Raw genomic sequence first — 13,020 nt, 5'->3', positions numbered from 1 at the left:
CACCCCTACAGGTAAGCGACGTCTTTGGCGTCCAGTTGCAAAGGGTCTTCGCCCTTTTTGGTAAGCCACGAATAGACCGGGGGCACACGGTCGGCGATGGATTCCACGCAAACGTCGATCAGACATGGGCCGGTTTTGTAGGCGAAGGCCTCGGCCAGTGCAGAATCCAGTTCCACCGCCGTCTTGGCGGTCCAACCCTTGACGCCAAAGGCCTCAGCGATGGCGGCACCTCGTGGGGGCATGAAATCGACGCCAAATGTCTGATTGTGCCCGTTTAAACGATGAAGCCCTTTGATCCAGCCGAAATGGCCGTTGTTAAACAAAAGCAAAATGGCGGGGATCTGCAACCGGACGAGCGTTTCCAGTTCGCCGACTGACATCCCAAACGACCCGTCGCCAAACATTCCAATTGGGCGCCGCGTTGGATCGGCCCGCCAAGCGCCCACAGTGGCCGGCAGGGCAGAACCCAGACCGCCAAAGGCACGGGGAATCGCGAAGCGCGTTCGGGGATTGTTAATTTTGAGAAGCCGGGTCATGTGCGGTGTCGGCGTGCCCGCATCCGAGTAGATCAGAGCGGGCGCGCCAGACGCTTCCAGCGCTTCGTTAAAACAGCGCACGGCGCGTTCGGGTCGTAGCGGCGTGCTATCATTGTCCAGAAGGCTCTGGGCACTTTCCCAAAACCGGGCGCGTAACTTGTTCAGGTTATCAACCCATGGCGTAAATCTCGTCCCGCTGAAATCGGTCGGCACGCAAGCCAGTATATCGCGCAACACCAATTTCGCGTCCCCTGCAACCGATAGAACGTTTTCGTAGTTGTTCGCCATGATCTCAGGATCGATGTCGATTTGGGCGACGCGTTTGTTCAGCGTGATCTTGGGAAAGGTCCAACCGATGGTGACAACCGACCCCATCTTAGAGCCCACAAACAGCACAAAATCACTTTCCTCCATCGCGCGGTTTGCATGGGGATGGAAACCGTTATCTCCAATGACACCAATCGACAGGGGGTGATCGTCGGGCATTGTTCCTTGGCCAGTCATGGTGGTGCAGACAGGGATATTCAGCCGTTCGGCCAGACTTAAAACATCGTCCCCGGCGCACGACCGGATGACACCGCCCCCCGATACGATTAGCGGGCGTTTCGCGGCAGTGAGATGGTCAAGCAATTGTTCCGTCACGTCTCGAGCCGGGCGCATCGGGAATGCCGGGAACCGCTTGCACTCGTCTTCCACATGCAGCGACACCTTTTCCGGATCGACCTCCGCCAGAAGCAAGTCCTCTGGAATTTGCAGATGCACTGCCCCAGGTTTCCCCGAACAGGCTGTTCGAAAGGCGCGACGGATGATTTCGGGTAGCTTCTCCGCGGATTTGATCTGAACGGACATCTTGGTTACAGGCTCGAAAAGGCGCGCGCAGTCCAATTCCGTCAAGACCCCACGCCCTTCACCGGGCAAGGGGATGTCGATCGTCAACACGATCACGGGTACAGAAGATGCGTTAGATTCCGCGATTGGTGGCAGCGTGTACATCGCACCAGCCCCTGATGGGCATTCTACGACGCTCGGTCTATCTGTGAATCGTCCGTAGGCATCCGCCATAAACCCGGCCGACCGCTCGTCACGGGCCATTACATGGGTAATCCGGTCTTCTCTGAGTTGCAACGCTTCATAGAGCGGAACGTTCGTGTCGCCAGGTACACCGAAAATGGTATCAACTTCGTATCCCAAAAGCATTTCGACCAGAATATCCGCGCCGCGCATGAGTCACTCCTGAAACTGTACGTTATGAGTGTCTTACAATGGGTTCTGATGCTGTCACATTGGCAGATTGACGGAAATTAGCTTGATCTCCGGTGATTTGAAAGACGGATAGACAAGGAATACGAGGCATTACTTGAATTAAATATTAACACACCTTTGGTGGTCCGATTCTACTTGGTTGCAACAAACGATTGTGTCGCAAACATTTGAGGGTTCTGTCGATGACGATCTTGCTTGGCAAACCGTTCACCTCAAGCGCGCGGGCGAAGAACCGCGACGCAGCGGCTTTATTCCGGCGCTCGGACAACATGAAGTCCAAGGTTTTCCCGTGTTTGTCGATCGCTCGATAAAGATACATCCACTTGCCTTTGACCCGCACATAGGTCTCATCCATTCGCCACGAACGGTCTGCGGGACGCTTTCTATACCGCGCTGCTTCAGCAATGAGGCCGGCATATCGACTGGGTTCTGTTGCGAAGTTTACTGAAGCTCAGAGAAATACATCTGACCAGCAGTGTTAAGCGACCAGCTCTTTGAATTGTTGAAATGGACAGAGTCTTGGTGTGAATTGGCCTTTACGGATCATGTGCGCGACTTCAATGCCTGCCAGAGTCGCAGAAGCCGAAGCAAAAGACTTGAGGCCGAGCATCGGGCGGGTTCGTCTTTTGATGAAACGGTGGTCTTGTTCCACAATGTTGTTCAAGTTTTTCCGCCTGACCATTTCAATTGGGACCGGGCAACCAAAACCTTTCAGCATCTTGTTGATGGCCTTGAGGCCAGCAGTGTTAGCTCCACTTTTGTCGATGACAATCTTTCTCGGAAGGCCGTTGACCTCCAGCATTCGGGCGAAGAATTTGGTGGCTGCGGGTTTGTTTCGACGCTGGGAAAGCATAAAATCAAGCGTCTTGCCGCGCTTGTCGACGGCTCGATAGAGATAGACCCAGTTGCCTTTCACCTTGATGTAAGTCTCGTCCATTCTCCAGGAGCGGTCGCACGGTCCCTTTTCGACGACGCGCCGCTTCTGCGATTGCGCCTGCATACCGCGTCACCCAGCGGTTCAACGTCGTGTGATCCACGGCAACGCCACGTTCCGCCATGATTTCTTCCAAATCCCGGTATGAAACACCGTAGCGCAGGTAGAAGAAGACCGCGTGCAAGATGACGTCTTTCGGAAAATGTGCGCCCTTAAATGAGATCGTCACGGCCTGCTCCTGTCAAGTTCTAGTGCGCGCTACCAGAAATGCACTCGACCTGACAGGTAGGGACAAAGTTTGCGACAGAACCACTTTTCAGGCAATTTATAAGGCAGCTTTGTCCGCGTTGCTGACCTTGATGCCGTCTGACCCGACCCGATGACCTATTGAAACCGTCAGATGACCGGTTTGAGCCCTAACCTTCCGTTGATCACACTCCGGTCTTTCGCACATGCAGCGGGTCGCGAACCGTGTAAACCGGACATTGCCTGCATGGGTCGCATATGACTGTGATGCGGACGAAGCGACTACCGGCTGGATCAATCTGCCTTAACATTTTTCGCGGCCTTAGTGAGGGTTTTGCTTGTGACAATCTGGTAAAGCCACCCCGAGATTTCATATTCTGCTGAAGAAGCCATCCTGCCGCTCCTGTGCTTTTTCAACAATGTAGATACCACCGAAATTACCGCACCCAAGATTGCTGTTTTTGTTCTTTCTAGATCATTGTTTATGGATTTGAGCTTGTCTTGAGCTTCTTCAATCTCTGCTTCGGCACCGCCGTTTCGAAATCGATTTCTAAAGAATTCAAGGGCTTCAGTTTCTTCCGACCGAGCGGTTTCCAATTTGTGCAGTATCTCGGTCGTTGAGGGATCATCAGGGTGCATATCTCGATGATAAGCCTGAACAAGATCAATCACATCGTCAGCATTTTCGATACCCATTTCGAATGGAAGCGTTTGTCGATATTTGGCAAATACCACTTCGGTTTTAGGGCGTTCAAACACTCCGTCCAACGTGCGCATAATACCTTCGATTGCATCGAGCTGTGCACGGTTTGCCCGCGTGATCTGAGAGATTGCGTCGTTCATTCGTCCCTGCTTTCGAGAAGCTAAAGCTGATGCGATGAGAGTACCAAGGCTGTCACGGGCGGCAACGGCAACTAATTCGCTTTCGGGTTGCACGAGTTCTGCGAGAGGTCGATCACCGCCACTCATTTTTTTGCGAACTGTTTCGATGAGTGTCGGCAATTCGGTTCTCCTTTTCCAACGTGTCGCATAGCTTCAAGAATGGAGCAACTTGGGCTCAGAACCGTCGTTCTCTGCGGTTCTCATCGATTGGGATAAGAGCCCCGAACTGCCGCTAATTGATAGTCAGAATGCTGCAATTGCAAAAGGCAGCTTGCGAACCTTCGCGGCCTAAGTGCTGGCGTTTCAATCGCCCGGACACTAAAACTTCTCAGCTACGGGGTTCACAGTTCAAACTTTACCCGAACACCTTTTTCACAAATTGGGATTTCAGGCCAATTGGACCTATCCCAGGCACCTTGCAATCGATGTCGTGGTCACCGTCAACCAACCGGATTCCTCGGACCTTGGTTCCGACCTTAATGACGGAGGACGTTCCCTTGAGCTTCAGGTCTTTGACAACAGTTACAGTGTCTCCGTCACTTAATACGTTGCCCACACTATCAAGCACCTCCGCAGCGTGGTCAGATGACGAACCGGCGACCCATTCATACGCACACTCTGGGCAGATAAGCAGGGCATCCATTTGGTAAGTGTAGGCAGAGGAACATTCGGGGCACGAAGGCGGAGTTTCAGTCATAATAAAGGCAATAACCCGTGAGCTGTGTGGACGCCAGAAGGATATAGACCGTCCGGCCTGTGCTTAAGGAAAGCCAGGTACAGCAACTTCCTAGAGGGGACCCAAGGTTGTGGGGCTTTGAGCCCATTGCAGACTTTGGTCACCTGACAGACCTTCGCGTGTGCAGCGCGTTGCAAACCGCCAAGTGCGGACATTCACCGCATGGTTCATGAACTCACAGATCGCGGACAAATCTGCCATTCGGCCTCGCGGTCCGAACGGCAGGTTTGTATTCCAAGCAAGTTTGCTTAGCTCATAGCGTTATACGTAATCAGGCACATCCAACGTTTCGCCGTTCATGTTCCCTTCGACGGCAGCGACGTAGGCCTTTGCAGTGTCTGCCGCCGATAAGCCCGTGCTTGAATCCATGCCCATCATCTCCATCGTTTCCTTGACGAAGACCGGGCTGACGGTGTTCACCCGTAGTTCGCGATCAAGTTCGAGTGCTGCTGCCTTGGCAAAGGATTCCAGCGCCCCATTGGCGATGCTGATCACCACCGAGCCCTGCATCGGTTCTCGTGACAGTATGCCGGCAGTGAGCGTGAACGATCCAGCATCGCTGATATGTCTCTGTCCAACGCGGACAAGGTTGATCTGGCCCATCAGCTTGTGGGGTCGATTCAGGCTGAGTGCAAAATAGGGTGGTAAGGAGATTTCTGAAAAGGTTGGTACGTAACCGACCCTTCACCGCGCCAAGCCCGAACTGGAAAGACGCGGACAAACTGTGAACTCGTGGTTGCCTTCGCAATGTCCGGTCTATCCTATGAAGCAGCAGCTAAGTGGGACGTCAAACGGCGCAGGAGATCTTTACACTCGCTCAGGGCACTCACTGACACCCACTCGTTCGGCTGGTGCGCCTGAGAAATGGTTCCTGGTCCACACACGATGGTATCCAGGCCAGCATCCAGATAGTACCCAGCCTCGGTTACACCATCCCAGAACCCTATGTCGACCGACCCCAGATTTGCTTTCAAAGCGCTGAGGAAAGGGCTGTTCTTACTGGCTCTAAATGCGGGAACATGCGACATCGTTTTGATGTGAACCGATGAGAGTTCATCATTCCTGATCAATCTCGGCCTCAGGTCTGACGACAGGAACGCCTCTAGGTCCTCCAAAAATTCGACGCTTAGATCATCCGGCAGGTGCCGGAATTCAAACTCCAAATCGCACTGTTTCGCGATCATGTTACGCGCCTGACCCCCGTTCATCAGGCCGATCTGGATCGTTGAAAAGGGTGTGACGTAGTCATTTTTGTTGGGTTTGGCTGCATAGACCTGAGCCTGTTGCAACAGGTACTGCACCAGATCGGATGCAAAGTGAATGGCGTTGGTTTTGGTCGCGATGGTGGCTGCATGCCCTTCAGAACCGGTCACCGTTGCCCGCAGGCCGATAATTCCCTTGTGCGCCACGATGGGCCGCAGACCTGTGGGTTCCCCAACCATGCAGAAACTTCCTGCGGGGACCGCCGATCGCAGATAATCGGAGATATCCCGCGCGCCGAAACATCCGGTTTCTTCGTCATAGGTCAGAACAAGATGCAGCGAGAGCCCAAGCGCGTGCAGATCCAGATTTGTCGCGGTGGAAAGGGCGACCGCGACAAACCCCTTCATATCCGTTGTGCCGCGAGCGAAGAGGTTGCCATCCCTTCGCGTCAGTTTGAACGGATCCGTTGACCAATTCTGACCGTCAACAGGGACAACATCAGTATGCCCTGCGAAGACCAGAGCAGGACCGTCCCTTGGACCCGCGACAGCATGCAGGTTCGCCTTGGTGCCGTCAGCATTGGGCAGAATGGTGACATCGAACCCTGCGGACACCAGCAGATGACGACAATAATCTATGCACTCCAGATTGGATTTGTGACTGATCGTATCAAAAGCGCAGAGCCGGTCAAGGATAGTCAGAATATCTTGCATTGTGCACCACCGCAAAAAAGCATCAGGCTGACAATTTGAAAAATCAAAGCCTTACTACTTCAAAGCGCTTTCGATCTGCTTTGTGCTGCCTTGACGGCCTCCAACACAATCGCATTCAGGTTGTTGTTCAGGGCAAACTGCTCTAACGCCGCTGCAGTTGTCCCACCCTTTGAGGTCACGCTTTCTCGCAACTTAGATGGCACGCGGTCCTGTTTCAGAAGTTCGGCGGCTCCAATCAGCGTGTCGGTAGCAAGGTCCAAAGCGAATTGGGGATCCAATCCTGCATGTTCTCCGGCTTTCCCCATGGCCTCGACAAAGGCGAAGAAATAGGCCGGGCCACTTCCCGAAACGGCTGTTGTTGCGTGTATATGATCTTCGTCGTCGACCCAACTGACTGGGCCAGACCCAGTAAATAGCGCTTCAAACTGGTCTTTGCGGGAGGCATCCGTCGCAAAGGCCACGTTGACGGATTTCTGAACCGCTGCGGCCATGTTAGGCATGCAACGCACGACAGGCACTTGTCTGCCAATATTCTGAATGATTCTGGCGCTGGTCACGCCGGCCATGATGGAAATAACAAGTGCATCTTCACTCAGGACATTGGCCACCGGGCGGCTGGCGTCCTCGAAAACCTGTGGCTTGGTGGCAAGAACAATTGTTGCGAATTTCAGGTCGCTGGGAATGTCGTCATACGCCCTGTGGAGCGCTCCGATCCCGAGTTCAGAGGCGTCTTGCGCATCCATGAAGGGGTCGATAATCGAGATTTTCGACATGTCGCCGCCATCAGTTTTGTACCCCCTTAAGATAGCACGCCCCATGTTGCCGCCGCCGATAAACAGGGTTTTATCTACTGTCTTTGTCATGGCTTTAGATCCCGTAGTTGATTGGTTTGCCTGCTCGACAGGCCGCCCATATTATTGCCTCACAGGGAGGGTTCTTTGTGATAGAGCGGCATCTAGGATGCTGCTCTATCAAAATCATGTGACGTTTTGCCTTACCACTGAGCGTCTCCGGCAACGCTTCGTGCACCTTTGGCCGCAATCCGCTTTTCCATGTGTTTGATGCCGCGCAAGATCGGGAAGCAGTAGATAAAATAGAGGCTCGCGACGAGAAAGAGTATCCACATGATGTGCGCCGGATGCCGGTGAATGGCGTCTTCGCCTTGACGCATAAGTTCCACCACGCCGATAACGGTCAGGATCGACGTGCCCTTGATGACCAGAACATAAACCCCGGCAAGGGGCGGCAAGGTGAGTTTCCAAGCCTGGGGAAGGATCACGTTCAGAAGACGCTGGCGCATATTCATGCCAACCGCTGCGGCCGCTTCCCATTGCCCTTTTGGTACGGCTTCCAATGAGCCGCGCACAATCTCGGCCGTGTAGGATGATGTATAGATTGTCAGCGCAATCACGGCTGCCGTGAAGTTCGAGAAGTCAAAAATCGGCAGTTTCGTCGTCGGCAGTACGTAGTAGACGATGTAGATTTGCACCAGGAATGGTGTCGCCCGCACCAGGTGCACGTAAAGTCCGATGATGTTGTAAACCAGCCTAGGCCCGACCGTGCGGCCAAGTCCAAGCACAAGGCCTACGAAACTGCCCAATGAGATCGCGACAAGCGAAATCAGGATCGTGTTGAGAAAACCCTCAAGCAAGAAGGGCATGGTTTGTAGCGTGAGTTCAAGCATTGTGACCTCCTACCTGCTGTTCCAGGCATTGCCCGACAGCTTCTTTTGAATCTTATTCGACGCCACCAGCATCAGCAGATAGATCAGCAGATACCCAAAGGCCGCGGTCATGAACGCCTCGGTCGGCATGACGCGGTCGGAGAGTATGATCAACCCGGCACCAAGCAGTTCAAAGACAGCTATAAAGCTGAGGATGGAGCTGTCTTTCACAAGCACTGCCGCCTGTCCAAGAAGCGACGGGATGATTTTCGCGAAGGCCTGCGGGTAGATGATGTGGATCATCGTCTGCCGCTCACTCATTCCGACTGCTTTAGCGCCTTCGAATTGGCCACGATCTACGGCTTCGATGCCGCCGCGAATGATTTCGCTCATGTAAGCGGCAGTGTGGATTGTCAGTGCAAAAATACCGCAGGCAAGCGCCGGAACCGGAACATTCAGCACCGGGATTTGCGACAGGCCGTAGTAGACAATGTAAAGCTGAACCAGCAATGGTGTGCTGCGTACTGCTTCGACATAGGCCGCCACTGGGGTTGATATCCAACGCTTTTGAGATCGGCGCGCGACGGTGACAAGAGTGCCAAGGATAAGCGACCCGACAAGACAGACAAAAGAAATCCAGAGCGTCGCCCACAGCCCCCAGGCGAATTCGGGCAGGTATTGTAGAACAACCCTGTAGTTGTAAAATTCTATCAAACTCATGGTGCACCTCCCTTGTTAGGCTGGCCGTGAGAGGTATAGTCCCTCACGGCCTACATTTATTATTTGTGATCTGCTTCCCAGGCTTTGGTATGCACCCAATACTCCAGCATGCGCTCGATTGTCCGATCTGCTTTCTTGATGCGGAACCAGTTGTTCAGCCACGCCTCAAGATGCGTATCGGTGGGACGGACAGGAAAGCTGAGCGGCGATTGCACGATGGTTCCATCCAGAAGCCGCACGCCCTCAAATTCGGTTGTAAACTGCGTCGCGATTTCGCGCGACGTGACACCTGCATCTACACGTCCAACCGAAAGAGCCTGCGCCACGGCAGGGCTGCCGCCAGAGAGTTCGACAACTGTGGCATTGGGCATGTTGTCGCGGACGAACTTGACGTGCGAGCTGGCTTGCGGAACGCCGATGTTGACGCCTTCGACGTTCAGGTCTTCCCATTTGGCCGCATCTGACCCGCCAGCAACATAGGCGACCACGTCGCTATAGTAGAAGGGTTCGGTGAAGACCAACTGCAACGCGCGCTGGGGTGTGGGGGTCATGTCGGCGGCGATGAAATCAACCTTTTCCGCCAGCAGCGATGGGATCAGGCCCTTCCACTCGTAATCGTGGAATTCGATTTCAACGCCCATGTCCTGTGCGATCAGTTTGACAACTTCAACGGCAAAACCAGTGCGCTCCCCATGTTTGTCGACAAAGCTGAACGGCGGGCCTTGGGTTTGCACAGCGACGTTCAGTGTGCCGCTGTTCACGATGTCCTGCACCGTATCGGCACTGGCAGGGGCCGGTGTTACTGTGTGGGCAGCTGCAAATGCTACCGCCCCGACAGCGAGGGTTTTCAAGAAATTCATCAGAGGATTCTCCCTTTGGTTGATGATGATTAGAGAACTTTGTCCAGGAACTGCTTGGCGCGGTCCGTGGACGGATTCTGGAAAAATTCCGCAGGTTGACCGGTTTCCACCAGTTCACCGGCATCCATGAAGATCACCCGGTCACAAACCTCCCGGGCAAAGTTCATTTCGTGCGTCACGATGCACATCGTCATGCCGTCGGTCGCAAGACCCTTCATGAGATCAAGCACCTCGCCAACCATTTCCGGGTCGAGCGCAGACGTCGCCTCGTCAAAAAGCATTAGTTTGGGCTGCATCGCCAGAGCTCGCGCGATCGCGATCCGTTGCTGCTGACCACCCGAGAGCTGCGACGGATAGTTGTTGGCCAGATGATCGAGCCCCAACTGACGTAAAAGATCCATTGCGATCTGATCCGCTTGGGCACTCGTGCAATTGCGCACCAGGGTTTGCGGCAGCGTAATGTTTTCAAGAGATGTCTTGTGTTGGAACAGATTGAAGTGCTGAAAGACCATGCCAACATCAGCGCGCAACGCATTCATGTCGGTTTTCTTGTCCGCAAGGTCGATCCCATCGATATAGATGTGACCCTTCGAGATCGTCTCGAGCCCATTGAAGGTCCGCAGCAGTGTGCTTTTGCCCGAGCCACTGGGCCCGATGATGGCAACAACCTCGCCACGATCCACGGTTGTGTTCACATCTGTCAGCGCGTTGATTATGCGCCCGTCGGTGGTTTTGAAGATCTTCGACAGGCCTTCCACCTTGACCAGTACATCACATTTTTGTGCAGAGCCGTTGTCCATATCACGCGACCTCCCTTGCGTCTGTGCCAAGATATTTTTTCAATAACTCCATCAGCGCTTCACCTGCGGTGGCGTTGACGTCGATATGGGTGACAATGCGAATGCGGCGTTTCCCAAACGCACCCGCCAGAATTCCGTCGGCGCGAAGCCGTGCGACGATTTCCGCGGCAGTAGGTGCCGCATCCTTCAGGTCAAAAATGACGATGTTAGTCTCGACCGGCAGGACTTCCTTGACCAGGGCAAGCTGCGAAATCTGATCCCCCAGGTTCGACGCAAGCGTATGATCGTCGGCCAGGCGGTCCACATGATGATCCAGCGCATAGAGGCACATAGACGCAACAATACCGGACTGGCGCATCGCACCGCCGATCTGCTGCTTCAGGCGCCACGCTTTTGCGATAAACTCGTGTGATCCGGCCAGCACGGCCCCCACCGGTGCGGCAAGCCCCTTGGTAAAATCGATCCAAACGGTGTCGAAGCCTTCGGCATAGGTGGCAGCAGGAATGCCCGTTTTGACAACGGCGTTCATCAGCCGTGCACCGTCCATATGCGTGGCCAATCCGGCGTCTTTCGCGACAGCGGAAACGGCCTGCAATTGTTCAAGCGGCCAGATAGCACCACCGCCCATGTTTGCCGTTTGCTCAACACAAAGCAGGGTGCTTTGTGGCATGTATCGAGAATCCGGACGAATGGCGCCCAGCACCTGATCGGGTGTGAACATGCCATTGCGACCATGCAATGCCTTAATCATCACGCTGCTAATTGCTGCGGGTCCGCCGGTTTCGAAATTGATGATGTGGCAGGATTGCTCACAGATGATTTCATCACCCGGGTTAGTGTGCACTTTGATCGCAATCTCGTTGCACATCGTACCTGACGGTAGAAAGACAGCTGCCTCTTTCCCTAGAAGCTTTGCAACCCGAGCGCAAAGCTCGGTCGTTGTGGGATCTTCATCCTTTTGTTCGTCCCCTACGACACAATCCAACACGGTCCGGCGCATCTCGAGCGTCGGTTTGGTCTTCGTGTCAGCGTAGAAATCGTACATCGCGGTCTTCTCCCCTAGGCCCGTCGAAGCTTTGATGCCGGGCGCGTTACAAGTTGTGTAGGGGGAGTCATGTCATGCCGGTGAGCATGTGAAAAATATAAATACTGATGTCTAGTATTCCATTTTGATATGCTGGGAATAAGCTACTTCGAATTCCAAGTTGGTTGGGGTGGCCATAGCTTCCCCCAATTCATTAGTTTTGTTGCTTTAGATTTGGCTCCGTGCTCTGGCGGGTGGCTACTTGTTCAAAAGATCTTCAAGCACATCGAGATAGCGGTTACGGGTCTCAGCCAGGCATTTTTCAAATTCGCCGATCAGCGCGCTTACCGGTCGAAACTTGGAGCGCAGTAACGTGGTGGCAAAAGGGAGTTTCACGGAAAAGCGTCGAAACACAATTGCACGATGCCGGAAACTGAGCGCGGAGAACGGGTTAATGATCGTGACACCCAGACCTTCCGCGACCGCCTCACCTGCCATCAGAGAATTTTGAACTTCCATCACGTTTAGGGTTGTTACGTCTTCTTCTTCTAACAACCGTTGAAGGCGTTGCGAATAAGGATCAATCTGCCCGAGTGAGACAAAATCCACACCATGCAAATCCTCGGGAGAAATGACGCTATTTTTGCACAGGTGGTGCCCAACAGGCAGAATGCAGATTTCCGGGGAATCGGTGAAGGTTTCGAATTCAGTACCCTCTGGTTCAATTGCGTAAGCCGCCAGCCCTAGGTCGCATTGCTGTGACGTAGCCAGTTCCGCAATTGTCGGCGTCATGCGGGTCGTGACGACGGTTTGCACCCCAGGCCTGCTTATACGAAATGCTTTGACCGTATCGACCAGAAAGCCCTGAGAAAAAGCAGGTGCGCAGGCGATGTGGATTTTCCCCTGTTGCAGGTTTCGAATTTCATCAGCCGCCCGGCTGATGCGTTTAAGGCCGCGAAACGATCGGTCGACTTCTTCATACAGCAACTGCGCCTCACGAGTGGGCGTAACCCGGTTGCCGGTTCGAACAAACAGCGTCATCCTGGTTGCATCTTCCAGTTGCTTCAACGATCTGCTTACCGCAGGTTGGGAAGTATTAAGCAGTTCGGCAGCACCAGTTACTGTGCCTACTGTCATTGTTGCGTGGAAACACTCGAGAAGACGTGAATTCAGTTGCATGTGTCGAGCCCAACCATGTAATCTCGTTAGCTATTTGAGCGCCCACAAACATGGCGCCGCTTTGGTAGACTAATCCGATCCTAGAAAAGCAACTAAACCGCTCAAGACTAATTGCAACCACGGAGAGAACGATGCCTGCGTAAGATGCTTACGTCAATGCCAGCTTCGTAATGCGCTGCAGTCGTTTCATAATAATGCAGCATCCGCGAACTGGGCTCACTGCTGCCGTCGGATGCGGCGCAGAATGACTCGCCAAGCCTA

Annotated in this window: 13 protein-coding genes and 1 pseudogene; all 14 read right to left on the bottom strand. The window is 53.7% G+C overall.

The annotated features are described in order from the left end of the window. Positions 1–5 precede the first annotated feature (5 nt). The gene (locus tag AC2FH6_RS18785) at positions 6–1,760 is read right to left on the bottom strand and encodes a thiamine pyrophosphate-binding protein (protein WP_496703909.1); all 1,755 of its coding nucleotides are present in this window, start codon (positions 1,758–1,760) and stop codon (positions 6–8) included. A gap of 211 nt (positions 1,761–1,971) precedes the next feature. Further along, a pseudogene (locus AC2FH6_RS18780) lies at positions 1,972–2,220 on the bottom strand (DDE-type integrase/transposase/recombinase); the annotation flags it as partial. 57 nt (positions 2,221–2,277) lie between these two features. After that, positions 2,278–2,962 (bottom strand): IS6 family transposase gene (locus tag AC2FH6_RS18775; RefSeq protein ID WP_496703908.1). Its coding sequence is split into 2 segments (ribosomal slippage): positions 2,278–2,751 and positions 2,753–2,962, totalling 684 coding nucleotides; the frame shifts between segments, so codons are not numbered across the junction. Between the two features lie 311 nt (positions 2,963–3,273). Continuing rightward, a complete protein-coding gene (locus AC2FH6_RS18770) occupies positions 3,274–3,981 on the bottom strand; it encodes a hypothetical protein (protein ID WP_496703907.1) in 708 nt (235 codons plus the stop codon). 235 nt (positions 3,982–4,216) lie between these two features. Continuing rightward, on the bottom strand, positions 4,217–4,558 hold the full coding sequence (locus AC2FH6_RS18765) for a zinc ribbon domain-containing protein YjdM (protein WP_496703906.1): 342 nt from the start codon (positions 4,556–4,558) through the stop codon (positions 4,217–4,219). A 300-nt stretch (positions 4,559–4,858) separates the two neighbouring features. Further along, positions 4,859–5,200, bottom strand: coding sequence for an SDR family oxidoreductase (locus AC2FH6_RS18760; RefSeq protein ID WP_496703905.1), 342 nt, complete (start codon positions 5,198–5,200; stop codon positions 4,859–4,861). A gap of 158 nt (positions 5,201–5,358) precedes the next feature. After that, the gene (gene argE / locus AC2FH6_RS18755) at positions 5,359–6,513 is read right to left on the bottom strand and encodes an acetylornithine deacetylase (RefSeq protein ID WP_496703904.1); all 1,155 of its coding nucleotides are present in this window, start codon (positions 6,511–6,513) and stop codon (positions 5,359–5,361) included. A 59-nt stretch (positions 6,514–6,572) separates the two neighbouring features. Next, the gene (gene proC, locus AC2FH6_RS18750; protein ID WP_496703903.1) at positions 6,573–7,376 is read right to left on the bottom strand and encodes a pyrroline-5-carboxylate reductase; all 804 of its coding nucleotides are present in this window, start codon (positions 7,374–7,376) and stop codon (positions 6,573–6,575) included. 131 nt (positions 7,377–7,507) lie between these two features. Next, positions 7,508–8,197 carry an amino acid ABC transporter permease gene (locus tag AC2FH6_RS18745; protein ID WP_496703902.1) on the bottom strand — a complete coding sequence of 230 codons (690 nt, stop codon included), beginning with the start codon at positions 8,195–8,197 and terminating at the stop codon, positions 7,508–7,510. A 9-nt stretch (positions 8,198–8,206) separates the two neighbouring features. After that, positions 8,207–8,896, bottom strand: coding sequence for an amino acid ABC transporter permease (locus AC2FH6_RS18740; protein ID WP_496703901.1), 690 nt, complete (start codon positions 8,894–8,896; stop codon positions 8,207–8,209). A 59-nt stretch (positions 8,897–8,955) separates the two neighbouring features. Continuing rightward, positions 8,956–9,756, bottom strand: coding sequence for an ABC transporter substrate-binding protein (locus AC2FH6_RS18735; protein ID WP_298855857.1), 801 nt, complete (start codon positions 9,754–9,756; stop codon positions 8,956–8,958). Between the two features lie 29 nt (positions 9,757–9,785). Beyond that, positions 9,786–10,556, bottom strand: coding sequence for an amino acid ABC transporter ATP-binding protein (locus AC2FH6_RS18730; RefSeq protein WP_496703900.1), 771 nt, complete (start codon positions 10,554–10,556; stop codon positions 9,786–9,788). Between the two features lies 1 nt (position 10,557). Next, entirely contained in the window at positions 10,558–11,601 is a 1,044-nt protein-coding gene (locus AC2FH6_RS18725) for a threonine aldolase family protein (protein ID WP_496703899.1), read from the bottom strand. A 237-nt stretch (positions 11,602–11,838) separates the two neighbouring features. Further along, positions 11,839–12,759, bottom strand: a complete 921-nt coding sequence (locus tag AC2FH6_RS18720; protein ID WP_496703898.1) for a LysR substrate-binding domain-containing protein — start codon at positions 12,757–12,759, stop codon at positions 11,839–11,841. Between the last annotated feature and the right edge of the window lie 261 nt (positions 12,760–13,020).

It is taken from the genome of Ruegeria sp. CDSC045 (assembly GCF_059610725.1).
This window is presented reverse-complemented; position numbering and strand designations above follow the sequence as displayed.